Genomic DNA, 25158 nt, shown 5'->3' on the forward strand with positions numbered 1-25158 from the left:
CGATTACGTCAGGCAGTGGCAGCGACTCGCCGCCCCTTTCGATAGCGCTTATCCATGGCTGCCAGAGTGCCCCCCAGGGCCATGAAGATGCCGCCAAGCCAGATCCAGCGCACAAACGGCTTGTGCTGAATACGGATCGCCCACGCGCCACCACCCAGCTCTTCGCCCATCGCCACATAGAGGTCGCGGAACAAGCCGGGATCGATCGCTGACTCGGTCATGGGCATACGCTGGACCGTATAGATACGTTTCTCAGGGCGCATCTCCCGAACCACACGGCCATCGCGACTAACCTCGATAATCGCCTTGTCGCTGACGAAATTGGGGCCCTGGCGCTCGGTCAACTCCTTAAAGGTAAAGCGGTAGCCCTCCACCTCTACGGTATCGCCGGGCGCCATGCGCACATCCAGTTCCTGCTTATAGATAGAAACCATGGAGACGCCCACAACGGTAATACCCACGCCAATATGGGCCAGCAGCATACCGTAATAGGAGCGACTGAGCCCCTTGAGGGCGGCCAGCTTATCCGTTTTGTTGCTGATTTTGTGACGGATATCCTGGATTGATACCAGTACGATCCACATCATCAACGCCACGCCCAGAGAGGCCCAGAACTCGAACTCACCCTCGTACAGCAGTGGTGCAGCAATACCGATAACAATACTGAGCCCAGCGGCAACCGCCAGTTGACGCAGGATGTACTGGAGGCTGGTATTCTTCCAGCGCGACACCATCCCGATGCCCAGAAACAGAGTCAGCAAGCTCATCAACGGCACAAAAAAGGCGTTGAAATAGGGCGGGCCAACGGACAATTTACCCAGATTCAGGGCGTCGACAATCAGGGGGTAGATAGTACCCAGCAGGACCGTAAAGGCCACCACAGCAAGAATGATATTGTTCACCAACAAAAAGCTTTCTCGCGAGATCAGGCTAAAGCTCGATTCCGCTTTTACGCTCGGTGCTTTGATCGCGAACAGCAGCAACGAACCCACCACGGTGATCGCCAGCAACATCAGCACGAAGAAACCGCGGGTCGGGTCGGTGGCAAAGGCATGCACTGAGGTCAGAACCCCTGAACGTACCAGGAAGGTACCGAGCAAGCTCAGTGAAAACGCGGTAATGGCCAGCAGCAGAGTCCAGCTTTTGAACACCCCGCGTTTCTCAGACACCGCCAGCGAGTGAACCAGCGCGGTACCCACCAGCCACGGCATGAACGAGGCATTCTCGACCGGATCCCAGAACCACCAGCCACCCCAGCCCAGCTCGTAGTATGCCCACCAGCTGCCCAGAGCGATCCCCAAAGTAAGAAAAACCCAGGCGATATTGGTCCAGGGCCGCGACCAGCGCGCCCACGCCGCATCCAGACGGCCGCTCAGCAACGCCGCGATAGCAAAGGCAAAAGCGACCGAAAAGCCCACATAACCCATATAGAGCATAGGCGGATGGACGATCAGGCCAAAGTCCTGCAGCAACGGGTTAAGGTCGCCACCATCGGCCGGAAAATCAGGCAGATAACGCCCAAACGGGTTGGAGGTCGTCAGCACGAACAGACCAAAGCCGATCAAAATCATCCCCAGTACCGACAGCACCCGGGAGAGCATATCCAGCGGCATCTCTTTGCTGTAACGGGCCACAGCGAAAGTCCAGGCTCCCAGGGTCCAGATCCACAACAACAGCGACCCTTCGTGGCCGCCCCAAACGGCGCTCATCTTGTACTGAAACGGCAGCAGCGAATTGGAGTGGTTGGCCACATAGGCCACCGAAAAGTCATCGGTTGCAAAGGCATAGAACAGGCAGGCGAAACTGAGGGTCAAAAACGCGAACACCCCGTTAGCCAAGGGGCGAGCGTAACTCATCATGGTCAGGTTGTTGGTAGACGCACCAACCAGTGGCACGGCGGCCAGCGCCAGACTTAACGCCAACGCAATGGTCAGCGTCAGGGTACCAAACTCAGGAATCATACTTAGCCCCCGCTCTTGCTGGTCGCGACATCTTTGCCATCGACAGTCTTACCCGCCGCATCCAGTGCCGCCTTCACTTCAGGCGGCATGTAGTTTTCATCGTGTTTGGCCAGCACTTCAGTAGCACGAAAGACGCCGTCACTATCCATGGCACCCTGCGCGACAATCCCCTGCCCTTCACGGAACAGATCCGGCAGGATACCACTGTACGCAACGGTCACCGTTTGCTCGTAGTCAGTCAGGCCGAAGCGAACCTCCAGACTCGAGGAGTCGCGCTTTACGCTGCCGTCAACCACCATGCCACCGGCACGAATCCGCTGTCCAACCGGCGCTTCACCGGCAGCGATCTGGGTCGGTGAATAGAACAGGTTGATGTTCTGGTTCAGCGCGTAGAGGGCAAGGCCAACGGCGATGCTGACCCCCACTACCACAGCCAGCACAAAAGCCATTCGCTTCTTTCGTTTCGGAGTCATTTGAGTTCCTACCCTAAAAAATCAAAATTCGTGGCGAGGTCACTGTACCTGCTGATCAATTAACACGTTGATCAGCTCGCTGTTTTCGTGCACCGCAATCGGACTGACCACTCCGGTCAAGTCGCCGGATTTAGTGCCGGGAGTGCCAGAGAAACTGACCGTTGCTTTGATCTGTACCTGGTCCACCGAGGACAGCTTCATCATCGGCCCCATCGCCATGGCGTCATTAAGCACCACTCGGGTCGGCAGGTCACTCACCCGCAACTTGGCAACTGCCAAAGGCATCCGCGGCCCCTGTACCGCCTGAGCGTAAACGAACACGGTAGTATCCGGTGCGGCCTTGGCCGCCAGCTCAGGCGCCAGCGCCACCGCTACCGTCAATTCAGCACTCGCCGCCGGCTCCACCGGCTGTACCTGGTAATCAATACCCTGCTGGCGCAGTTGCTCCTGCGCCTGAGCCACCGCTGACTGCAGGCCTTCGCGGTTAATATTGGGGCGATCACTGCGGAGCAGGCGCTGCCAGTATTCGATCGCTTCTACGTATTGACCCGATTCGTAAGCTGAAATTCCCAACAGCCCGATGGTACCGGGATCATCCGGATCAAGCTCCAGAGCGCGCTTGATGATCGCTTCCACTTCAGGGGTCACCCGGTGGCCGGCACCAAAGTAGATCGCTTGCGCCTGCTGGCTGAGAATCTCGGCATGCTCGCCCACCAGCTCACCGACCCGGGTAAAGGCGTTGAAAGCCTCTTCATAACGGTTGAGGGTCATGTAGGTGCGGCCAAGCGTAAACCAACCCTGCGAATTATCCGGATTCTCCTGCAGCCGCGCTTCCAGGTTGGCAATCTGCTGCTCTATACCCTGCATGTCGTGGCCGCTATCGGGATGGCTCGCCTGCTGCTGTTGCCGTGGCATCGCCAGTTCGGTACTGGCACCCCATTGCAGGTACAGATAAACGGCCAGTACCGGAACCAAGAGGGACAGCCCCACCGGCAGCCAGAGACTGCGCTCTTCACGCAGCTGGGGCAGGTCACTGTCATCCACCTCCTGGAGCAGGTTCAGTTCCAGTTCGCGCTTGAGCGACTCGAAGTTCTCGTCGTCAAGATTGCCCTGCTTGCGCTCCTCTTCAAGTTCACTAAGGCGCTCTTTGAAGATGGCGACATTTTGCGCGTTGCGGTCCAAAGCCTGCGTCTGCTGCCGTTGCTTCAGCGCCGGCCACCAGATGAACAGAAGCGAGGCCAACGTGATCAGCGCGACCAGAATCCAGAAAAGGGTCATAGCGGTCCTAAAGAATCAGAGAATGTCCCATGCCTTGCGGCCCCGCGCCTTCAGACAAAGGAAAGGTTAAAAAGTTTAGGGGGCGGGAGCATTATACTGGTTTACAAATTGTTCGAAAGCGGCAAGGGGCATCGGCTTGCCGTAATAGAACCCCTGCAGATAATTGCATTCCAGGGAGTGCAAAAACTCTTTCTGCGAATCAAGCTCTACCCCTTCAGCGACCACTTCCAGCTCCAGACTGCGCGCCATGGCAACAATCGCCTCAACCAGGGCAGCATCGCCCCGATCTCCCGGCAGCCCCATGATGAACGAACGGTCGATCTTGAGAATATCGATCGGAAAGTGCTTCAGGTAGCTAAGCGATGAATAGCCGGTGCCAAAGTCATCCATCGACAGCCGCACGCCAAGATCGCGAATCTGCTGCAGACTGCGCAGCGCTCGCTCATCTTCCATCAACATGCTTTCAGTGATCTCCAGCACTAGCGACCCGGTATCGACGCGCGATTCCCTGATCACGCGACAGATCGTCTCGACACCGTTGGACTCGAAACACTGCTTGGGCGACATATTGACCGCCACCCGTAACGACAGCTGACCCTGCGCAGCCCAGCTGTTGAGCTGCTGACACACCTGTTCCAGCACCCATTGGCCGATAGGTACGATAAGCCCGGTTTCTTCGGCCAGCGGGATAAAGCGTCCCGGCGGGATTACGCCCTGCTCTGGATGGTTCCAACGGATCAGCGCCTCAGCGCCGGTGACGCGGCCTCCCTGCATGCCAATCAGGGGCTGATAGTAAACCTCAAACTGCTGCTCCACCACCGCCCGGCGCAGATCTTTCTCCAGATCGGCCCGGGCCTGCGCTTCAACATTCATCTCATGGGTGAAGAAGCGGTAGCCATTACCACCCGCCTCTTTGGCACGCCACATGGCACTGTCGGCATGGTGCAGCAGTGCAGTAACGTCCTCGGCATCGATGGGGTAGAGGGAGATCCCGATACTGGCCGCCAGATAAGCTTCGCCCTTGTCGAGCTGGAACGGTTTGGCAAGGCGATGGACCAGCGCCGAGGCCACCTGTTCGGCGTCGTGACTGCTGCGAATCTCCGGCAGCACCACCAGAAACTCGTCGCCATTCAGGCGCGCCACGGTGTCGGATTCACCCACCACCGAACTCAGGCGTGAGCCGGTATCTTTCAGCAGACTGTCACCCGCATCATGACCATAGGTATCGTTAACCCATTTGAAGCGATCGATGCCGATATGCAGCACCGCCAACTGTGTTTTCAGGCGCTTGGCGCGCGATAACGCCGAATAGAGCCGGTCAGACGCCAGCATGCGGTTAGGCAGCTCCGTCAGCAGGTCATAGTTGGCTTGCTGATAGAGCAGCCCTTCGGTTTCCTTGCGCTTGGAAATATCACTGAATACCGCTACAAACTGCTCAACCTGACCAAAGTCATCGAGCACCCGCACAATCGACAACCACTCCGGGAAGATCTCACCGTTTTTGCGTCGATTCCAGATCTCTCCCTCCCAGCGGTTATTAGCCAGCAGCTCACGATTCATCTCTTCATAGAAGCCCGCATCATGATGCCCCGAGCTCAAAATACCGGGATCGCGCCCAATGACTTCGTCCGCTTCATAGCCGGAGATGCGGGTAAACGCCGGGTTAACCATCTGGATCTTGTTGTCTGAATTGGTGACGATAATCGCCTCGGAAGTGGTATCGAATACGGTCGATGCCATTTTCAGGCGCGCGTCTTTCTGCTTGCGTTCGGTAATATCATCAGTCAACAGCACAAAGTGCGATGGTGCCTTGCCGTCCACTGAGATGGGATAGATGGATGAGCTGACCCAGTAAAGCTCACCATTCTTGCGCCGGTTCAGAAGCTCCCCGTGCCAGTTGTCGCCGGTGCGAATCGTCTGCCACAACTCCTGATAGAATTCGGCACTCTGCTTGCCGGACTTGAGCATCCGCGGATTCTGCCCAAGTAACTCTTCGCGGCTATATCCGCTGATACGAACGAAGGCATCGTTGACGAACTCAATCCCGCCACCCACATCGGTGATGACCACCGCGGAGGGGCTCTGCTCCACCACGCAGGAAAGCTTGCGCAGGCTCTTGTCAGCCGCTATGCGCTCCAGCTCCGCCGCCGCCCGCACCGCAAATATCTCCAGCATCGATTTGGCAATTTCGGGGTTAGCCAACGGATGTCGATCCAATAGTACCAACACCCCGACCACATGACCTTCGGAGTTAATCAGGCGAGTGCCGGCGTAACTCTCAATACCCATCTCAGCCAACAGCAAATCCTGCGGGAACAAGCTGGCGACGTCGCGCTCAAAAGCACAGACCCCACCCGCGGCTGCCTGCTCACAGGGGCTCCCGGACAGCGCATAGCTGAAATTGTCCGCCTTGGCGCCGTCGGCCCGCACGGCGATGGTGTGCGCATGGTCATCACCTTGCCCGAACCGGGCAATAAACGCATAATCCACATCCAGCGCGTCGGCCAGATAGGCCACCAGCGCATCGAAAAACGCCTCACCCAGAACCCCCGATACTCCTTCGGAGATGGTGTTGAGTATTCGTTCGGTACGCCGACTGACCGTGATATCCCGGCAGATCCCCTCCACCGCAACCGCCTGGCCCCGATCATTACTGACCGTCCGCGCCGACTGCATGATCCAGCGCTGACGACCGCTGGAGTCGGTGATCGAATACTCGAACGTCAGCGGCATTTCGCCCTTGCTCAACTGATACCAGTAATCGCTGAACGCCGCCTGGCTATCCGGATGGACGATACGGTGAATGAAGCCGCTATCGCCAAGAAATCGATCCGGCTCAAACCCGAACACATTGGCAGCGGCCTGACTGACGAACTCGTAATGCTGGTCGCTGAGACGGACCCGGTACAGCACCTCGTCGAGGCCATTAATCAGTTCGCGGTATTTTTTCTCACTCGCTTTCAGCGCCTGCTCGACCCACTTGCGCTCGGTACTGTCGCGACTGACCCCGATCATCCCCACCACGTCACCTTCGGCATCCAAAAAGGGCACCTTGAGCGTATCAAGCAATACGCTGCGTCCGTCACAAAAGGTCACCCACTCTTCGGCGCGCAGGCTACTTGAGTCAGCGAGCAGCGACTGGTCCAATTCGTGGAAATGGGCTGGCATGTCATGGGGGAACAGCTCAGCATCCCGGTGCTTGAGCAGTTGATAGCGGGGCAGCCCGATATAACGCTCGAACGCCTTGTTGCAACTCAGATAGTTACCTTGCAAGTCCTTGCAGAAGATCAGGTCAGGCACACAATCGATAATCGCATTCACCAGCGCCTTCTCTTTTTTCAGCGCATCGACGGTGTGCTCATAGTCACGCGTCTTGGCCAACACCTCTTGGCGCAAACGGCTGGGCGCCATTAACAGCACCAGCACCAGCCAGCCGGCCACCAACGCCAGCAGCACACCAAAAACATAAAACCACCAAGGCTGCGGCACGGGCTCCCAGCCCCGACTGGGGATGGCCGCCAGCTCCCAGTTACCCGATGGCAGCGACACTTTGGTAATCAGCGGGCGGTCTTCAAAGGCCGCTGGGGGACCAAAGAATACGCCGCCCCGTGCACCTTCGCCATCCACTCCCCGCAGTGCATAGACCAGTCCCCCGGTGTCGTCATCAAAGAAACCCGCGTCACGGTACAAGGGTTCAACGTCCAGCAGGATGGTGGCAAAGCCCCAAAACTCCTCTTTATCGCCCGCTTCGTGATAGATCGGCTGGCGACCAATCAGCGCAGTGCCTCCCTGCATCAGTGCAACCGGTCCGGCAAGCACGTAACGACGGTTGTCGATCGCTTTGCGCACCGCATCCCGCCGCTTGGGATCGGCTAACAGGTCATGACCGATTACTGCTTCATTACCCTTGATGGGGTAGACATACCGCACCACCGCCCCCGGCTGCAGCTGCAGGCTGCGGATACCGATCCGGCCACCCTGCAGCTCACGCGCGTAGTCCAGAAATTCCTGAGTAGAAAACGAACGCTCCGAGCGGATAAAGGTTTTGGCAAAGGCCGCCAGCCCCTGCACCAGTGACAAACGCTCGTTAAGACTGGATTCAAGCTTGGCGCGGGTGGAACTGAGGGCACGCTGAACATCGGCGCGGCTGGCCTGGTAGCTGCTCTGGCGTTCAACGCCATCGAGCCACCAGACAAAAGTGAGAATAAGCAGCGTTGTCAGCAGGGCACAGATCTGGGGGAAAAACCGGTATCCCATGAAAACGTTACCCTGAAACACTCCTTAGTTTTCGAACTCAATACTCGCCTTGCGCGACTACCGATACAAACTGGAGTTCATTGTATGCAAATGTTTTTTAAAAAAACAGCAATAAAAAGCCCGACGCGCTCACGCTCGCCGGGCTTTGTTTGGGCACAGACTCGCAAGTCTGTGAACCGGTATTACTTAACCATAAACTCGATCGCAGCCTTCAGGTCTTCATCGGTGCAATCTGCACACAGACCTTTCGGGGGCATAGCGCCCTTACCTGCTTTTGAACTGGCAACCAGCGCATCGATACCGGCAGCCAGGCGAGGTGCCCATGCATCGGCGTCGTGTGCCTTGGGAGCACCCGCAACACCTGCCGCGTGGCAGTTGACGCAGGCTTTGTTGTATACGGCTTCGCCATCAGCAGCGAAAACACCAGAACTCAGCAGCGCAGCAGCCGCAAAAGCAATAACTTTTTTCATAGTTCCAACCTATTACCGTGTTGACAATAACGCTCTAAAGAGCAGCGAGAGAATATACCAGATGGTTATGCCCGAGAGTATCTATGAATTAGTCTCATAGGCCCATCGCTACATTCCGACTTCGTTTAACTTACCCCGGCACGTAGATGCCACCGGAGCGCAGCGCGCGAACAATCTGCTTACGCGCATCCTCCAGATGCTTGATCGCGGTTTCGTGATCCCCTCCGCCTGCAGCGGCCTCGGCTTTGGCGCGGTCGCCCTCGGCCACTTCGACAAAGCGATCAACCTGCTTGGCGACATAGGCCGAACTCTTGCGCTTGGACTCCAGCAGCACATCAACCAACAGCAACTGTGATTTATAACGCTCCAGTTCGTAGTCGTACTCATCCTTCTTGGTGGCGAAGTTCAGACTCCGAACCAGCGTATCGCCGCCGCGCATCGTTTCAATGGAGTCGCGCAGCATTTCGAAGCTTTCGCGCAACAGGTGCTGCGCATCATCAGAGCGCCCTTGAGCGAACAGATTTTCTGCCTCTACCACCAGCACCCTGACCTGTTCCCGCAACGCCTTGCCTTCGCCGTTCGCGCCTTTCTCCTGACTGATACGCTCATGCTGCTCGACAAACGTATCCACCGAACGATGCAGCTTGTCGAAATCCGCCTTTTTCTTGGACGCCAGCACTTTCTCCGGCGAGGCTGAGCGAATCGCCGTGTACATCGCTTTCACCGCATCATTCAGCAACCGCGAGGCTTCACTCTTCTCGGTCGCCTCGGTTGCCTGCCGGTACAACGCCTTGGCCTTTTCGTGATACTCCAGCGCCTTGGGGCTATCACTTTCCATAACCTGCTTGGCACCCGATGAGGAATAGATCAGTTTTACCACCTTGTCCATCCGCGGATCCATCGCCATCGCACTGCTGCTCGCTGGCTTTGGCGGCTCATTACTGGTCACTTTGACCGGCGCGGCAGGCTCGGTGGCAACGGCTGCAACCACCTGCGGCTCCGCCGGAGCAGTATTCACAGGCGCAGCAACGGGCTCAACCTCTTGCGCAACCGGCTGGACCGGCGCCTGAACCTGTGGCTCAGCCTGAGCCGCGGGGGCAGCCGCTGCAGGAGCCACTGCGTTTTTCTCCGGGACCGACTGACAACCTGCCAACACCAATCCTACTGCTACTACTAATGCCTTTTTCATAACCTATTCTCGCTGAGTTACCTGAACCGTCGCTGAACGACTCATAGGACAGAAAACACAAAAAGCCGACCGCTAACAGAGTTAACAATCGGCTTTCTCTCAGGCTGCCAAGTTACTCTTTAAACGCAACAGATTTCTTGGACTTGGAGTGGCAGCGTTTACATTCGGTGACAGGGAATGCCACCTTGCCATGACAGACGCCACACTTCTGACCCAACAGGATCGCCGCCATGCTGATCTGGTTGGCCCCTTTCTTGGGCACAAAGATATCCGGGTGACAGTTGGAACAGTCGAGCCACTCCGTGTGCTGCTTGTGGGGATAAACCACGTCAGGCATCGAGCCCTTCACTTCGCGCACAATATTCAGATCCATCACGAACGGCTTCTTGGTCGGGTCCAACCGGTCGAAACGCGGGTTGATTGTTCCTGCTTCAAGGGTTTTCACCCAGTCGACGCGGTTGCCGGAGATACCCGGTGCAAATCCCTGCATACCTTCTCGCGGGGACTGCAGCAGCACGACGCCTTCGTTGTCCGGATCATGAATACCGTCTTCTGCCGGCGGCGGGTTCCACTCATCAGCCGATTTCATCAACCGGTTAAACTTCACCGTCGGCTTTGGCTTGGCGGCAGCTACCGGCGCAGATTTGGCCTTGGGTTCCGCTTTAGGCTCAGCTTTGGCAACCGGTTTGACCGGCGCCTTTTTCTCAACAGGCTTGGCGGCAGCGGCTTTGGCAGCACCACCATCCAGCTTAAGACCAGCGGCATCGACCATATAGGCCACGGCATTGGTGATATCAGCATCACTCAGCGCGGGATTGCCACCACGAGCCGGCATGCTGTTCAGGCCGTTCAGCGCATGGTCGAGCAGGGTTTTACGCCCCTGATCGACACGGACTTGCCAATCTTCTTTGACGCCCAGTTTGGGAGCTCCCATGACGCCTGATTTGTGGCAGGCGAAGCAGGCCTTGTCATAGATACCCTTACCCGCAGCCAGATCATCTGCTGCCACGGCAGCGAATGAAAAGGAGGCGAGCAGCGCGGCCTGTGCAGACCGTTTAAAGATTGTTACCAACACGATCCACCTCCTTATTTACGGTCAACGAGTTTTTGTACGGTACTGTGGTGAACCTGAGTCGGCGTACCCGGCTTGCCGGAGTGGCACAGGTTACAGTTCTCGGGAGACCATGCGATTTCGCCGTTGTGGCAGGCGCCACAGAACTCACCATCAATGATTTTCAACATATTGATTTTGTTGCCGCCGGCCTGAAATTTGAAACCAAGATCAGCGTGGCACACTTTGCAACGGAAACGGATGCGGTGAAACCAGTGCGGGAAAATGGCCGGGCGCATACCCGCCTCATCGGAATAGTTGTTGATCACGATGTCCCCATACTCTGCGTGGGCTGCGGTCGAACCGATCAACCCACCAAGCAAGAGGCACATCGCCAGTGCGATCCGGCGTACGGTCGCTAGCGTGCTGACTGCCTTCATCATTCTGGTTTCACTCCAGTTTCTTTAGTTCAAGGTTTGAGAATCCGTTCCAACACTCACAATGCCCACAAAAAAGCCGCAACATTATACTGCAGCTCTGAGCGCAATTTTGCGGCGAAACTTCGGTTCTATTGAGCTAGGACAATGAAACCAGCCATTCTGCTCAGCCGCAGCTGCGTTAACGACTATCCCACCGCCGGCGCACTTCAAAGAACAACGCCCCTGTTGCACCATCATCCGCTTCGGTAACCTCCACCGACAACTCCGAAGAAAGACGCCCCAAACGGTACTCCAGCGCATTCTCCCAGCGACTGTCGCGCATTACGCTGTCATCCTCTTTTTCATAGTCCAACTGCGCGTCCAACTCGGAACGGAAGTAGAGGTTAAAGATGCCCCAGACATTGGCACGAGTATACAGGAGGGTCAACTTGCCACGAGAGCTGGCGTCGTCATCCACAGAGCTCTGCCCATCCTCGCCAACCTCACGAAAGATCTGATAATTGACATCAACTTCCCAGCGACTGAACCGCCCTAGGTCGCCTTGGCGATTAAAACTCATGTCAATCGACTGAGCCTCGGCCCGAGTACCGAAAAACTCGCGCCGATCAGAAAACGAGAGCAGCGCATAATCCCGATAGGACTCAGCTTCACCTCGCCAACTCAGCGACGCCCGCTGACTCAGCTCGACCACATCCGAGGTTTCGCTCGCCTGGATAAAACTACTGGAAAGATCCTGATTGATATCCAAAAGCCACTCAGAACCACGACCACCCCAACGGCGACTCAAGGTATGCCCGACCCCGGCATCGGCATCATCCGTCCGCACCGAATTGACCCACGCGACCCGGTAACGCCCAGAGGCATCCCACCGATAGTCGAACTCGCCAAGCGTGGTCAACGCCGGTGTATAGAAGGATGACAGAACCACATCGGACTGCTCACTGACACCATCCTCGCGGCGATCAACGTGAGAATAGGTCGATGACAAACTGGTACGAAAATCGCTATTGGGACGGTACTCCAACGCTACTGAACCGGTGTATTCGGTCTGACGAAAACTGGTTCGGTCGAACGTATCTTCAAAGGAACTTTCGTTCTGCCGCGCCGACAGCAGCGCATTACCGGACCAACTCCCCAGCGGACTCCAGGTTGCGATCACATTCGTCTGCGCTCCACCGGCCCAAGCCTCAGAATCACCACTGTCTGTAGTCGAATCAAAGGCACTGACAAACTCCGACACAGACAGATCATCGCGCCAGTCATAGCGATGATCTGCGGTCAAATCGTAAGTAAGGGTCTCGCTGGCGGAAGTAGAGGATTCATTATTGAGCTGCAGCACATTCAGCTGGGCGCTGTAATCATGCTGCCGGTAGTCACCATCAAGACGAGACAAAAAGTTGTGACGCTCGCTCTCACTGGTGCGCCGACGACGGTTCTCGTACTCGTAGCTGAAGCGATAGTCAGGTACAACCGGACTAAAGGTGTTTACCTCCTGCTGCATTCGCAACCGCAACAACTCCGACTGCGTATCATCGCGAGAATAAAACAGCGACGAGTTAAACGGCACATGGCTACGCGGCACCAGATCAAGAGAGGCCGACAGCGACCCATCCCAGGAAACCGACTCGTCACTACTGGTATCACCGCTGGCAACGCGATGACTAAGATTCACATCCAGATCAGAGGATAACTGTGAGAACCAGGGGCGCCAAAGGTAACCGCGACCACCGTAGCGCCCGTTCAGGGTTGTCTCGAGATCCTGAGACGACGACAGCCGCGAATCGCGGGTATTAAACAGATCGCGATCATAGGTGTATCGGGTATCCCCTGACACATAGGGCGTGTATGGCTGGAACACGAAAAACGGCTGCCCCACGCCGGGGGCAGCCTGAACCATCAAGACTCCTGACAGCAGCGAACGCACAGACCACAGCCTAAGCGCCGGCCACCCGATTCGGCCAACACGCATCTCCAACGGCGACTACTGCCGCCCAGGAAGCGTCACCACCGCTTCATTCAGATGCACATCGGCAGCCTGGCGCAACTCGAATCGAAGCAACTCCTCCGCGAGCGCGGCCTGGTCGCGCCGCTGAAGACGCCCCGCTCGCTCCTGCACCGCCTCAAAGGGATGCTGTACCGACTCTATCCGCTCCGCGAGCTGAAAAATCGCTACCCCCTGCAACAATCGTTTGGGCTGAGATATATCACCGGGCGCCATCGTCTCAACCAGCTTTTGCACGTCATCGCCAACCATCCCTTCGTGCAGCACCCCCATATCTCCGCCCTGATCGGCGGTAAAATCGGTTGAATGCAACATCGCCAGCTCGGCAAAGTCGGCGCCATTTTCCAGCTCCTTTACCAATTCGGCCGCGCGCTGCTCCGCATCAACCCATGCTGCCTCACCCGCACCGGGATCAACCCCCAGCAAAATAATCGAAACACGATGACTGGCAGGCTCTTTGAACAGGTCCAGATGCTCTTGGTAGTATGCCCGAACCTCTGCTTCTGAAGGCTCTGGCACCGCCCGTACAGACTCAATTAGCCGTGCCGCCAACGACTGGCGAACCCAGTCAGCCTCAAATACAGGTTTCAAACGTTCCTTGGCCTCAGCCCACTCCGGATCACCGGCATTACGCTTATCCAGAGACTGCCACTTTGCCGCCACCTCTTCGCGATCAGCTTCAATGCCGCGCTTGATCGCCTCGCGGGCAAGCAGATACTCATCCACCAGCTGATTGGCAATTTTATGCCGGAATGGATTGGCCTCGGCCTCTGGAATGCGGCCATGGTAGAACGTCTGGCGCATCTCGGTCAGCACACGGCGCAGAAAAATTCCGGCATCCAGAGGGTCACCATCAACCACAGCAAAGACACTTGGTTCTATAAACAGCAGCGACGAATCTTTCCCCGACTCCGCCGCAACACTCGCACCAACCAGCCAAAACCACAGCCCCAAGCCCAGAAGTACCGTCTTATTCACCTCAAGCCCTCAATTCAACACACAAAAAAAAGCGCGAGCTGGAAATCCAGCTCGCGCGATTATAACAGACTTACAATTTGTCGGTTATTTAGTGTGACAGGCCAAGCACACGCCGCTACCGAAGTTATCAACCCGCAGGAAGGTTGCGTTCTCGGTGTGCGGATCGTGACAGCTGGCACACTCGACGTAAGGCTCAGCATCCGCAGCGCCATCGGTGCCACTATCGAAGATACCACCACCCTGACTGACCAGCAGCCGGGTATAGAGCTGCATGTCGGTCTTGTTACGAGAGGTCGGCGCAGTACCCGCGGTACGGCTTGCACCACTCGCCTTGGTACCACCGTTACCATCGACATCACCGATATCGCTCGAACCGGTTGCCGCAACCGTCGGCACCCACCAGATCGGCATGTTGTTTACCGTACCCTTCCAGGCCGGTTTAAAGTCAGTATCGGCATAGTTGGAAACAGTACCCTCACCATCGCCGCGCGAACCGCTCTCGCCACCACCGGCGTACTGAATGCCGATCGGGTGGTCGTTGGTCAGATCGGTGCCGATAAAGGTAATGCCGAAGTTGGCATCGTTCATGGTGTCACCACCTGTCAAGCCGTCAGAGGTCGACCCACTCCAAGTACCGGCAGAGATGGTATCAGTACCGGAACCGGGCTCGTTGATCATCACGTCCATCGCCTGCTGACCATCGTGACAAGACAGACATGCAATAGAGACCGAACCGACCGCAACCACACCGCCGTCCAGAGAGCTGGTACCCAACTGGTCATAGGTGGTGTAGGTATTAGCCGCATCGGATTCCAGCGCACGGTTCCACAGAGGCACCGCCGCGGCATTATCCGCACCGTGAGGCGTGTGACAGAATACACAGATTTCGCCGGTCGCATCGGTACGGTTATTGTCCGGGCCGTTGCTTGCGGCAGATGAACCCAAATTGTGACGCGTATTCTTGATACCCGCCGTACCCAGACCTGCTACCGCCAGCGCTGCTGCGCCTACAATCGCAAGTGCAAGCTTGTTTTTGCCTGACTTAATCATGATGAACCCCACTTTGCGTGATCTTTTGTTGTAGCCCGAAAGCTTCTCAAATACGTCCCTGCCCAAACAAAGGCAGGATTCGTACCAGAAAAACAAACTTCTTTATTTTCATACACTTTTAAAAACCAAGGGCGAAGAGATCGCCTCTTCGCCCTTGGCATTCTCTCGCTTGAGAGAACGAAATTCCCAGATTTGAGAGTTACGGCAATTCGGTGATACGGGCTACACCACCAAAACTGCCGATCCACAGTGCGCCATCGGCCTGCGTCGCCATGGAAAACACCGTGTTGGAGTATAGACCGTCTTCAGTGGTAAAGACCTTGAAGCCGCTCTCCGTCTGGCGCGCCAATCCGTGACTGGTTCCAACCCAAAGCTGACCGTCACGATCATGGTGCAGCATAAACACATGATTGCTCGGCAGGCCATCGGTAACGGTTAACGTATGCCACGCTTCGCCGTCAAAACGACTCAAACCACCACCCCAGGTACCGGCCCAAACATCGCCATTGGGCGCCACAGACAGCGCCACAATGTAGTTCGGGTTATAGGCCGTATTGACGTTCTGCAACCCCTGCTCCACTTTTTGCCGCGCGTGATGGCTGGAGTAATCCGCCGGATCCCGGGTGAACTTGTTTTGGCTGCGAACCTGCTCGTAAGGCGCCCCTAGACCATCAACATGCTTCCAGTTGGCCCAGCCGCCATCGCCATAGGTGTAGCGCGCCAGCCCCCCTTCGGTTGCCAGCCAGATCTCGCCGTTTTTACCCTCCGCCAATCCATACACCCAGTCGTTCGGCAATCCGCCAGCAGTATTATCGACGGTGTAGACTTCCCAGGCGTCAAGATCATCGAGCTTACCGCCTTTGACGCGATTGACCCCGGTCCAGGTCGCAATCCAGATATCACCATTGCGGGATTGCAGCACGTCGTAGACAAAAGCATCACCCAAGCCCTCCGGCACGTTGTATACCTGCCACTGGTCCTTGGCTTCATCATACATGGCAAGCCCACCGCCATAAGTACCCACGGCGACACGATTCCCGATACGACTGACATGAAACACACCGTTCGCCAGTAACCCATTGCGCACGTCATAGTGGCGGTAGTCGTCATTCGCAACATCATAGCGAACAACGCCCCCCGAGGTGCCGACCCACATAATCCCGTCCGCATCGGCATACATCGACTTCACGTTACGGCTACCGACGCGGTAATGGACAAACTTGCTCTTGGGCAACTCGCTGTGCGCGGGAGTGGCAGGCGCCACCGCCGAGGCGGGAATCGCCGGAGCAGCCGACTGGGCGACGGGGGCCTTCACCGGTTCTGGCGCATCACCTTCGAGCGAAGGGCCTTGTCCGATAATCCATGCGGCCAGTGCCAAACCGCCAGCAACGACACCCAGAGTACCTGCACCTTTCCAATCCAATTTCACGTTATCTCTCCTAAACCACTACTTGTCCGCACCCGCCAGCCCAATACGGCTGACACCACCCCGGGTTCCGACCCAGATATCACCACGAGCATCTTCAGCCAGTGCGTATACATCATTACCAGGTAGGCCATTGCCTCTGTTGAAGGTTTGCCACGAACGTCCGTCATAACGAGACACCCCGGCATTAGTGCCGAACCAGAATACGCCACTGGAGTCCTGCAACACGCTGTAAACGATATTACCCGCCAAACCGTCGGCAACGGTGAGATTCGTCCACTCTCCTTCCGCAAAACGGGAGACACCGCCGCCCCAGGTTCCAACCCAAACCGACTGGTCAGCAGCCACTTCAAGCGCAAATACGTAGTTGGGGTTGTAGGTCGCCTGACCGCCCGCAAGGACCCCCAGGTCGTGGCGGGAACGCGTCCCGAGACCGGTATTGGTACTGAACGGCAAGCCGGTAGCATTAGGAGCTCCCATCCCGTCCTCATGGGTCCAGGCAACCCATTCCTTACCATCAAAGCGACTCACACCGCCTTCCGTGCCAAACCAAACCCGCCCTTGAGCGTCCACATCGAGACCATAAACCCACTCGTTAATCAGCTCTTTAACGTAGGTGTCCATTTCATCGGTTTTACGATCCAGACGGTTTGCACCCGCCCAGGTACCCACCCAAAGACTGCCGTCAGGGTGGTTGGCAAACGCATAGATCCAGTAATCGGCTAGCCCGTGCAGAGGAAAGTAGGTTTTCCACTCCCCGTCCTTGTAGCGGCTCATCCCCCCTGCGTTGGTACCGAACCATTTGTAGCCATCGGGATCGATACCGATGGCAAACACATACTCGTTGGCAAGCCCGTCAGCTCGAGTAAAGGTGTTGCGCGCCTGACCGGAGTCGAGATCGATCTCGTGGACCCCAAGCGAGGTGCCCACCCACAACGTATTGGACTCGTTTTCAACCGCTAACGAGCGTACATAAACGCTGTCACCCACGTTAAAAACGTCTTTCACTTCCGGCCGGGCGGCCAGAAACTGGGCCAGATCATCTTCGGTAGCGCTATCAGACCGGGTGTTCGCTGCAGGTTCAGATTTATCGGACGAATCACAGCCACTCAAAAGGGCCAGCACTGCCAGTAGCGCCAGCGCGCGGGTCAAGATTGTCATTAACGCAAAGTCCTTATGTACGAAATTAAGTTGGTGAAGTCGCGAGATTCCATCAACCCGCGATAGGAGGGGCAAAGCCCGCTGCCCGCTTCGAGGCGCTGCTGCAACTGACGGTTACTTTTCATCAACCCCTGCCCGCGCGCCAGGTCAACGGCCTGAGGAATGGTTCGGTAACCGTCTGCGCCGTGGCAACGCGCACAGAAACGATCATACAGCTGTTTACCCTCGTCCAGGTCTGCTGCCTGGGCGGCCCTGAAGGCTGCCACAGACAACATTCCACATAAAAAGAGGGTGGATTTTAGCCTAACCCTCACCGTTTAAATACCTCTTCTCGATTTCGCGAAGCGTCTCGAAATCCGCTTGGCGAGTGGCAATTCGCGCTTCGTTATCCGCCTTTTCCGCCATCGCCAGTTTACTCTCCAACTCCTGCACCGCGACAGGATCGTTGGCAAACCCCAACTGCTCGCGCTTGTGCGCCCGAATCAAGGTTTTCAGCGCCAACACACTCCCCTGATCCGCCGCCTTGCGATACCAGGCAACCGCCTCAGGCAGATTTTGCTCGACGCCAAGACCGCGAGCGTATGCATTAGCGACATAGTTCATGGAAAGCTCAAATCCCTGCTCAGCAGCCACCATCTCAAGTTCAAACGCACGGGGCAGATCCTTAGGTCCCAGCAAGCCGTTGGCGTACATCCCGGCCAGCGCATGAGCCGCTTCCGGCACTCCCTGCTTGATCGCCCGTTGATACCACTGCTCCGCCACTTCAAAATTGGTCGCCGCCTCCTCCATGGACCCGACCCGGTATTGGGAAAGGGCGTGACCCGCTTCAGCGACCGGCAGCAGATATCGCAAGGCACTGCCGACATCGCCACGACCGAAGTAATAAAAACCAAGTCGCTCCTGTTTGAGCTGCTCACCTTCGAGAACGGCTTCTGCCGCCAAAGCACTCCCCGCAAACAGCAACCATACCAGCCCTGCAGTTATCACTCGTGTCATACTCATCACACCTTACGCTCTCAACTATCTTCTAATTTGCGGTACAAACTGGACAACCCCAGCCCCAGCACTTTAGCCGCCTGGCGGCGATCCCCGTCACACTCATCAATGGCACGCCGTATCGCATCGATCTCAAACTGGCGCACCTGCTCACGCAATGTCAGACCGCTGCGGGCAACCCCCGTTTGCAACTTCAACAGCTGCTGCGGCAGATCGGTGGTCTGGATCATATTGTCTTCGGCCAGAATCAACGCCCGCGCCACCACGTTCTCAAGCTCGCGAATATTGCCCGGAAAGTCATAGTGACAGATCAGGTCGCGGGCTTCTGGCTCCACCTCTACCGCATCACCGAGTCCCATTTTTCGCCCCTCTTTGCGTACGAAAAAGCGCAAAAGATCAGGTATATCCTCGCGTCGCTCTCGCAGTGACGGCAACTCAATATTGAAGATATTGAGCCGAAAGAACAGGTCCTCACGGAAGCTTCCTTCCTCAACCATTGCCGCCAGATCACGGTTGGTGGCGGCAATAATGCGCACATCCACACTGACCGTGCGCTCAGCACCGACCGGGCGGACAGCCTTCTCTTCCAATACGTGAAGGAGTTTGACCTGCAGCCCCAAAGGCAGTTCACCGATCTCATCGAGGAAGATCGTGCCGCCGTCCGCCTCCTGGAACAGACCTTTCTTGTCTTTGCTCGCCCCCGTAAATGCGCCCTTGGCATGACCGAAGAACTCGCTCTCGATCAAGTTTTCCGGAATAGCGCCACAGTTGACCGGGATAAAAGCGGCGTCATGGCGAGGACTGTTCTGGTGGATCAGCCGTGCGGTCACACCTTTACCCGTGCCACTTTCGCCGGTGATCAGCACCGTGCTGTCAGTCACTGCCACCTTCCCAACCAAGCGCTCCACCCGCTGCATCGCTGGCGAGCGGGTACCGCAGTGGGAGCTATCGATCCCCATCACCAACCGGCGCAGGGTTTTGTTCTCACTGCGCAGGCCGATCATATCGGCGATCTGCGCCAGTCGGTTGAGCAGATCCTCGTTGCGGATCGGCTTGACCATGTAATCGTAAGCACCGACCCGCATCGCTTCGATCGCGGTATTCACCGACGCAAACGCAGTCATCACCAGAAACGGCGTTTCGATTCCCTGCTCGCGCGCCTTGCTGACCACGTCGATACCGGTCATATCCGGCATCCGGATATCACACAGCACGACATCCACCACCTCGGCGGCCAGGGTCTCCAGCGCCTTGGTGCCGTTCTCCGCCAACAGCACCTGATAACCGGCCTTGCCCACCGCGTTGCCCAGTATCTGCCGCAGCGCGGGTTCGTCATCGACAATCAAAACGGTTAAATCACGCATAAACTGATCCGCTGACTAGCTCAATTCAGTAAAGAAAAACAGGCGCACTTCCGTACCTTCGCCCTGTCGAGACTCGATTTCAATGGCTCCTCCATGCTCCTCAACCAGCCGCTCACAGATAGACAGCCCCAGACCGGTTCCCTTGCCCTGCGGCTTGGTGGTATAGAAACTGTCGAAGATATGCCGAATCGCCTCATCACCGATGCCCGCGCCGTTGTCGCGGATACAGACCTCCAGTAAATCTTCACCAATACAGCGGCTGGTGATGCTCACGACCGCCCCGTCAGTAACACCATCGAATGCATCGGCCGCGTTAACCAGCAGATTCATAAACACCTGCGTCAACTGATCGGCCACCCCGTCCATTGCCGGCAACATCGGATCAAGCGTCAACTCCAGCCCGATCTGGCGCCAGCGCTTGTCATAGCCCAGCAAGGTTGCCGTACTCTGCAGGATCTGGTTGAGACTCAGAGGCCCACGCTCATTCTGCCGTGGCGAAGCGAACCCCGAGACATCGTGACAGATCGCGCGAATCCGGGCCGCCTGCTCCAGCACCATATCAAGGTTGCGACGACTGTGATCATCGAGACGCCCGCCTTCGGTCTCGCCATCGAGGTAGATCACCTCGCCGAGAAGCCCTTCGATGGCGGCCAACGGGTTCCCCACCTCGTGTAGAATCCCCGCCATCAGCAAACCGATCTGAGCCATCTTCTCCTGCTGGAAATACTGCACCCGCAGGTTGTCCAGCTCCTGTTCCGCCACCTTGCGCTCGGTCACCTCACGAATAATCAGCAACAGGCGAGGCTTGTCCGGCATTTTCAAGCGGCAGTAGGTCACCTCCACCGGGAACACCTCGCCCTGCGGACGGATTCCGACCAGTTCCTCCCGGGTAAAGCCCTGCGGCTGATCGGCCAGCAGCTGATAAATAGCCGCATAATCCTGATCGCAGGTTTGATAGTCAGAAGGCAGTATTCGCTCAACCGACAGCCCTTCGAGTTCGCCGGGGCGGAATCCAAACAACACCTCCGCGCGTCCATTGTGGCTTTCGATCGCGCCATCAACTGCAACAGTGAGCATCGCATCCGGACTGCTATTGAGCAGGCTGTCGAGGAAGACCTGTTTATCCTTGAGCTCACGCACCATGCGGACCTGCTCACCGATAATCCGGCGGGAATAGAGGTACAAAGCGATCAGCACCAGCACGAAAACGGCCACAGTGACCGCCAAATCACGGTAAAAACCGTTCCAGAGTCGCGCCAGCGCCGCAGCCGGCACATGCGCAACCAGCCGCCACTCAGCAATGGTGCTGCGGTCCAGCGGATCACGCAGACTAAGATCACGCCCGATAAATATTCCGTGTGCATTTTCCACCGGATGGTGATCGCCCAGCTGCCCCCACACCCCGCTCACCAAGGTCATGCCGGGAGCCGCGACCACGTCCATCCAGTCGGCGGGCCCGGTGACCAACAAAATATCGGCCTCTATGCCATGCGCCGTTTCAACCTCGTCACCGACCCGATCAAGGGAGTAGAAAAGCTGCCAAAACGTCTCTTCATCGCCGCGAGGATCAAATTCGCGCCACTGCACCACCATCACCTGCTCCTCAAGCCGGTGACTCCCCGCACGGTAACGATAGATTGCGGTTGGCCCGGGCACATGCGCCAACCCCGGGGGCAGCTCTGCAGAGGTCGCCTGATTGCACCTGACTTCCAGCACCGAGTCGCCTGACCCACGCCCGACGCGAAAGCCGCTGACATCACCGTATTGATCGCATAACGCCCGGAGGCGCTCGGCCAGCGCCAGCCGGCGCTGCTGCAGCAGGTCGTCTCGATGATGCTCCGCAATCGCGCGCAGCTCTGCCAGCGCCAACTGGGCGCGCTGCTCTACCAACTGTCCGGTGAGCTGCAGGTGTTGCTGCTGGTCATGCAGCAGAGCCTCTCGACGCATCCCCACGTTCATGTGATAAAGAAAGAACGCCACCAGCACCAACAAGGTCACCAGCAGCGCTGCCACCAGCCAGGAGAGCGGGTTGGCACGAAAGTGGGTGCGCAGCTCCTCGAACGCCTGCATCACAACGACTCATCCTCGTCAACGTCGGCTACCGGTGCCTCCAAGGGTAACTCCACCTCAACACGGCACCCCTCTCCGGGCTGGCTAAAGATCGCCAGCCTGCCATGGTGCGCAGACACAATGGAGCCACAAAGCAACAACCCCAATCCCGAGCCTTTGCTCTCCTTGGTGGTGTAAAACGCTTCGAAGGCGCGCTCGCGCACCTCCTCGCTCATGCCACCCCCATTGTCTTCAACCACCAAGCGCACGCCACCGGGAATTGCCGCCGTGGTGACGCACACCAACGGATTAGCTGGCCGCGCCACCTCAAGTGACTCACAGGCGTTAACCACCAGATTCATCACCAATTGGGAAAGCTGGTCAGACACCCCGTTCAAGGCGGGCATCGAACGGTCAAGATCAAACTGCAGTCGCAGCCCGTACCAGCGCTCGTCGTAGCGCAGCACCTTCTCCACCCCATCGATCAACTCGTTCAGATCGAGCAGACAGAACTCTTCCTGTTGGGGACGGTTCAGCGCTGCCAGGTCCTCGGTAATCTGCCTCAACCGCTCGGCGTAATCCGAGATCATCGTCAGGTTGGAGCGCCCAGACTCCACCGCCTCCGGTGTATTCTCTTGCAGCAACCCGCGGGCCTCGTCGGCCAGCCCGATAATGGCAGCTACCGGATTGCCGACTTCGTGCACAACACCCGCCGCCACATGACCAATGGTGCCCATCTTGTCGAGGTGGAACTGCTTCTGGCGCTCGATCTCAAGCTCCTGCTCGCGCTGACGCAGGTCATTGGCCATGGCATTAACACCGGAGATCAACTCTCCCAGTTCATCTTCACGGTGCCGTTCCAGCGGAGCCCCGCGGTAACCGGTGACGATCTGACCCACCCGGCGATGCAGCCCCAGCAGGTCTCGCGTCAAACGCCCGAAGAACAGTGCCACAACGAAACCCAGCAGCGCCAAACCGACCACACCCAGCAACAATGACACTAACGCCACCTGATCGCTGCGGGCCAAATAGGCCGCCGTTGCTTGCTGACGCATCTCCCGATTCTGGTTCATCAACTCGTCGAGCCGACGCTTATTATCGGCCAACTCTCGGCGCAGCAGTGCCATCGCTTCCGGGGTCGGCTGCACCAGCGTTTCGGCCAGCTTGCGCAGCATCTCCTTAAACGGCGGTGCGCGATCGGGGTACAGCACCAACAAGCGGGCATAACGCTGCTGCAGCTGGGTGAAGTGAAGATGAACGCGATTGAGAACGTCTTCGCGACCACCCACATCGGTCATCACGAAAAGGTCGGTTATCGCCGAGAAAGCCGCCAGATCCGCCTCCACCAGAACGGTTTCACGCTCCTGTATCCGGGTCAGTTCCTCCAGCTGCCTAACCAACAATCCCTTTTGATACAGCACATACGCGGCCAGTCCAAGGCAGTAAGTGAACAAAACCACCAGAAACAGCGCGCTCTTTCCCTTGAGGGATCGCATCAGTGGAAGTTCTTGTGCAGGCGTACCCATAACCCTACCTCAATCCTTGTCATCCACAGGTGCCAGAAAGGCGGTTATGAACTCGGGGTCATCCCAGGGGCGAACCCCAACAACGCGATCAATAACACGCCCGGTCTCATCCACCAGCAACGTTTCCGGGTACGCACGAACACCAACCCGCTCCGAGGCCAACTGCATCGCCGGGTCGGATAGCTGGCTGAAACGGATGCCGTACTTAAGCAGAAACTCGCGCACCAGATTCAGGTCGCGGTCCACGGTAACCCCGACCACCTGATAACGTGCATCATCGAGCATATCATCCAAGGCCTGCAGCGCCGGCATCTCCTCGCGGCAGGGCGCGCACCAGGTCGCCCAGAAATTGACAATCCGAACTCGGCCGGACCCATCAAGCAGGGGGCGCAGATTGCCATCCAGATCCGCCAGCTCGACCCCCTCCAGCGACAGCTCTGGTTCACGCAACGGCTCGCTGCATGCCGTTACCAGCAGCGCCAGCGATAGCGCCAGCGCGCTAACGAGGGGGTTGAACCGGGTCATCTGCCACCGGGTGGAACACCCGCGATATATAACTTACGAGCGCATCGATCTGCGCTGAGGACAACACAGCCTTCCAAGCCGGCATCGAGGTACCCACCAGCCCCTCTTCAATCACCGTGCGCAATCGCGCATCAGTCATCGACTGCATGATTTCGGGATCGGTCAAATTACGGGGTTTGGCATCGAGAAAGCTGCCGATCCAGTTCTTGCCGGTGCCATCCGCAGCGTGACAAAACGCACAGTTCTCCTGAAACAGTACTTCTCCCTGTTTCTCCTGCTCACTCAAACCCGCGACGCGAGGAACCTGATCATGTTCGGCATACACACTGGCAGAGGTGGTGCCGTCAAACTGGGTGAACGAGAAATTATTGCGTGGGTAAGAGATAGCTCGCAGCTCCCAGATCGCGCCTTCATCCTCAACCCGACCACGATCATGACAGCTGACGCAACTGGTCAGAAACAGGCGCAAGCCTTTGCGCTGCTGCGCGTTCATCTCGGTCTGCGGCATATCGATGGGTAGCTCGCCGGTCGCAAAGGGATAGGCGATCCGGTAGCGATCATGGTCGGGCCAACCGTTCTCCACGGTATGATAAAGGGTGTTGACGCGCTGCTCGGCCATAAACTCCTCGCGCACGAAATCTACCACCAGTTCGATCTCTACCGGTGACAGATAGTAGGTAAACCCCTTCATCGCGGTGCCTTCAACGCCCCGCGTGACCACCTCAATCATCCGCTCCCGACTGAGAGCATCCAGCGAGGTGCTGGCAAAATCACGCGGAGCCGGCGTCATGTAACTGGCTGCCAGGGTTTTGGCATCGCCTGAATAGCCGTGACAATAGTAACAACGATAGTTGTAGAGCTCTCTGCCCTGCTCGTGACGCTCATCACCAAACGCCGCCGCACAGATCGACAACCATCCACCCAGCACCCACAACAGACCTCGTCCGTACAACACCATTAGC

At 57.3% G+C, this 25158-nt stretch carries 20 protein-coding genes; all 20 read right to left on the reverse strand.

All coding sequences use genetic code 11. The features are described from left to right. Window positions 1-8: 8 nt before the first annotated feature. Window positions 9-1961, reverse strand: coding sequence for a heme lyase CcmF/NrfE family subunit (locus JJQ76_RS16460; protein ID WP_210398055.1), 1953 nt, complete (start codon window positions 1959-1961; stop codon window positions 9-11). Between the two features lie 2 nt (window positions 1962-1963). Next, complete coding sequence (gene ccmE / locus JJQ76_RS16465) at window positions 1964-2434, reverse strand: cytochrome c maturation protein CcmE (RefSeq protein ID WP_210398056.1); 471 nt, start codon at window positions 2432-2434, stop codon at window positions 1964-1966. Between the two features lie 39 nt (window positions 2435-2473). Then, complete coding sequence (ccmI, locus tag JJQ76_RS16470; protein ID WP_210398057.1) at window positions 2474-3712, reverse strand: c-type cytochrome biogenesis protein CcmI; 1239 nt, start codon at window positions 3710-3712, stop codon at window positions 2474-2476. Window positions 3713-3787: 75 nt separating this feature from the next. Next, window positions 3788-7969, reverse strand: a complete 4182-nt coding sequence (locus JJQ76_RS16475; RefSeq protein WP_210398058.1) for an EAL domain-containing protein — start codon at window positions 7967-7969, stop codon at window positions 3788-3790. Window positions 7970-8151: 182 nt separating this feature from the next. Further along, window positions 8152-8439 carry a c-type cytochrome gene (locus JJQ76_RS16480; protein ID WP_210398059.1) on the reverse strand — a complete coding sequence of 96 codons (288 nt, stop codon included), beginning with the start codon at window positions 8437-8439 and terminating at the stop codon, window positions 8152-8154. Window positions 8440-8569: 130 nt separating this feature from the next. Continuing rightward, complete coding sequence (locus tag JJQ76_RS16485) at window positions 8570-9628, reverse strand: hypothetical protein (protein ID WP_210398060.1); 1059 nt, start codon at window positions 9626-9628, stop codon at window positions 8570-8572. 112 nt (window positions 9629-9740) lie between these two features. After that, window positions 9741-10703 (reverse strand): c(7)-type cytochrome triheme domain-containing protein, encoded by a 963-nt coding sequence (locus tag JJQ76_RS16490; protein WP_210398061.1) that lies wholly within the window; start codon window positions 10701-10703, stop codon window positions 9741-9743. A gap of 11 nt (window positions 10704-10714) precedes the next feature. Then, window positions 10715-11122 carry a c(7)-type cytochrome triheme domain-containing protein gene (locus JJQ76_RS16495; RefSeq protein ID WP_210398062.1) on the reverse strand — a complete coding sequence of 136 codons (408 nt, stop codon included), beginning with the start codon at window positions 11120-11122 and terminating at the stop codon, window positions 10715-10717. Window positions 11123-11297: 175 nt separating this feature from the next. After that, window positions 11298-13016, reverse strand: a complete 1719-nt coding sequence (locus JJQ76_RS16500; protein WP_210398063.1) for a hypothetical protein — start codon at window positions 13014-13016, stop codon at window positions 11298-11300. Between the two features lie 84 nt (window positions 13017-13100). Continuing rightward, the gene (locus JJQ76_RS16505) at window positions 13101-14099 is read right to left on the reverse strand and encodes a peptidylprolyl isomerase (RefSeq protein ID WP_210398064.1); all 999 of its coding nucleotides are present in this window, start codon (window positions 14097-14099) and stop codon (window positions 13101-13103) included. A gap of 84 nt (window positions 14100-14183) precedes the next feature. Next, the gene (locus JJQ76_RS16510; protein WP_210398065.1) at window positions 14184-15149 is read right to left on the reverse strand and encodes a cytochrome c3 family protein; all 966 of its coding nucleotides are present in this window, start codon (window positions 15147-15149) and stop codon (window positions 14184-14186) included. Between the two features lie 199 nt (window positions 15150-15348). Next, window positions 15349-16578: a ligand-binding sensor domain-containing protein gene (locus JJQ76_RS16515; RefSeq protein WP_210398066.1), complete on the reverse strand. Its 1230-nt coding sequence runs from the start codon at window positions 16576-16578 to the stop codon at window positions 15349-15351. Window positions 16579-16596: 18 nt separating this feature from the next. Next, window positions 16597-17736 carry a ligand-binding sensor domain-containing protein gene (locus JJQ76_RS16520; protein ID WP_210398067.1) on the reverse strand — a complete coding sequence of 380 codons (1140 nt, stop codon included), beginning with the start codon at window positions 17734-17736 and terminating at the stop codon, window positions 16597-16599. Then, window positions 17736-18002, reverse strand: coding sequence for a c-type cytochrome (locus JJQ76_RS16525; protein WP_210398068.1), 267 nt, complete (start codon window positions 18000-18002; stop codon window positions 17736-17738). The genes JJQ76_RS16520 and JJQ76_RS16525 overlap by 1 nt, the downstream gene beginning before the upstream one ends. A gap of 37 nt (window positions 18003-18039) precedes the next feature. Beyond that, on the reverse strand, window positions 18040-18732 hold the full coding sequence (locus JJQ76_RS16530; protein ID WP_210398069.1) for a tetratricopeptide repeat protein: 693 nt from the start codon (window positions 18730-18732) through the stop codon (window positions 18040-18042). Window positions 18733-18752: 20 nt separating this feature from the next. Further along, window positions 18753-20096: a sigma-54-dependent transcriptional regulator gene (locus JJQ76_RS16535; RefSeq protein ID WP_210398070.1), complete on the reverse strand. Its 1344-nt coding sequence runs from the start codon at window positions 20094-20096 to the stop codon at window positions 18753-18755. 15 nt (window positions 20097-20111) lie between these two features. Continuing rightward, window positions 20112-22166, reverse strand: coding sequence for a two-component system sensor histidine kinase NtrB (locus JJQ76_RS16540; RefSeq protein ID WP_246481080.1), 2055 nt, complete (start codon window positions 22164-22166; stop codon window positions 20112-20114). Continuing rightward, entirely contained in the window at window positions 22166-23641 is a 1476-nt protein-coding gene (locus tag JJQ76_RS16545; RefSeq protein WP_210398072.1) for a sensor histidine kinase, read from the reverse strand. The genes JJQ76_RS16540 and JJQ76_RS16545 overlap by 1 nt, the downstream gene beginning before the upstream one ends. 39 nt (window positions 23642-23680) lie before the next feature. Continuing rightward, the gene (locus tag JJQ76_RS16550) at window positions 23681-24196 is read right to left on the reverse strand and encodes a TlpA family protein disulfide reductase (RefSeq protein WP_210398073.1); all 516 of its coding nucleotides are present in this window, start codon (window positions 24194-24196) and stop codon (window positions 23681-23683) included. Beyond that, window positions 24171-25151, reverse strand: a complete 981-nt coding sequence (locus JJQ76_RS16555; protein WP_210398074.1) for a c-type cytochrome — start codon at window positions 25149-25151, stop codon at window positions 24171-24173. Before JJQ76_RS16555 ends, JJQ76_RS16550 begins: the two co-directional genes overlap by 26 nt. Window positions 25152-25158: the final 7 nt, after the last annotated feature.

Origin of the sequence: Motiliproteus sediminis, from assembly GCF_017912535.1 — a bacterium.
GTDB lineage: Bacteria > Pseudomonadota > Gammaproteobacteria > Pseudomonadales > Balneatricaceae > Motiliproteus > Motiliproteus sediminis.

Coding starts and splice junctions, on each gene's coding strand:
- JJQ76_RS16460 (WP_210398055.1), bottom strand. CDS start 1,961: ATGATTCCTGAGTTTGGTACCCTGACGCTGACCATTGCGTTGGCGTTA.
- ccmE (WP_210398056.1), bottom strand. CDS start 2,434: ATGACTCCGAAACGAAAGAAGCGAATGGCTTTTGTGCTGGCTGTGGTA.
- ccmI (WP_210398057.1), bottom strand. CDS start 3,712: ATGACCCTTTTCTGGATTCTGGTCGCGCTGATCACGTTGGCCTCGCTT.
- JJQ76_RS16475 (WP_210398058.1), bottom strand. CDS start 7,969: ATGGGATACCGGTTTTTCCCCCAGATCTGTGCCCTGCTGACAACGCTG.
- JJQ76_RS16480 (WP_210398059.1), bottom strand. CDS start 8,439: ATGAAAAAAGTTATTGCTTTTGCGGCTGCTGCGCTGCTGAGTTCTGGT.
- JJQ76_RS16485 (WP_210398060.1), bottom strand. CDS start 9,628: ATGAAAAAGGCATTAGTAGTAGCAGTAGGATTGGTGTTGGCAGGTTGT.
- JJQ76_RS16495 (WP_210398062.1), bottom strand. CDS start 11,122: ATGATGAAGGCAGTCAGCACGCTAGCGACCGTACGCCGGATCGCACTG.
- JJQ76_RS16500 (WP_210398063.1), bottom strand. CDS start 13,016: ATGGTTCAGGCTGCCCCCGGCGTGGGGCAGCCGTTTTTCGTGTTCCAG.
- JJQ76_RS16510 (WP_210398065.1), bottom strand. CDS start 15,149: ATGATTAAGTCAGGCAAAAACAAGCTTGCACTTGCGATTGTAGGCGCA.
- JJQ76_RS16520 (WP_210398067.1), bottom strand. CDS start 17,736: ATGACAATCTTGACCCGCGCGCTGGCGCTACTGGCAGTGCTGGCCCTT.
- JJQ76_RS16530 (WP_210398069.1), bottom strand. CDS start 18,732: ATGACACGAGTGATAACTGCAGGGCTGGTATGGTTGCTGTTTGCGGGG.
- JJQ76_RS16535 (WP_210398070.1), bottom strand. CDS start 20,096: ATGCGTGATTTAACCGTTTTGATTGTCGATGACGAACCCGCGCTGCGG.
- JJQ76_RS16540 (WP_246481080.1), bottom strand. CDS start 22,166: ATGCAGGCGTTCGAGGAGCTGCGCACCCACTTTCGTGCCAACCCGCTC.
- JJQ76_RS16545 (WP_210398072.1), bottom strand. CDS start 23,641: ATGCGATCCCTCAAGGGAAAGAGCGCGCTGTTTCTGGTGGTTTTGTTC.
- JJQ76_RS16550 (WP_210398073.1), bottom strand. CDS start 24,196: ATGACCCGGTTCAACCCCCTCGTTAGCGCGCTGGCGCTATCGCTGGCG.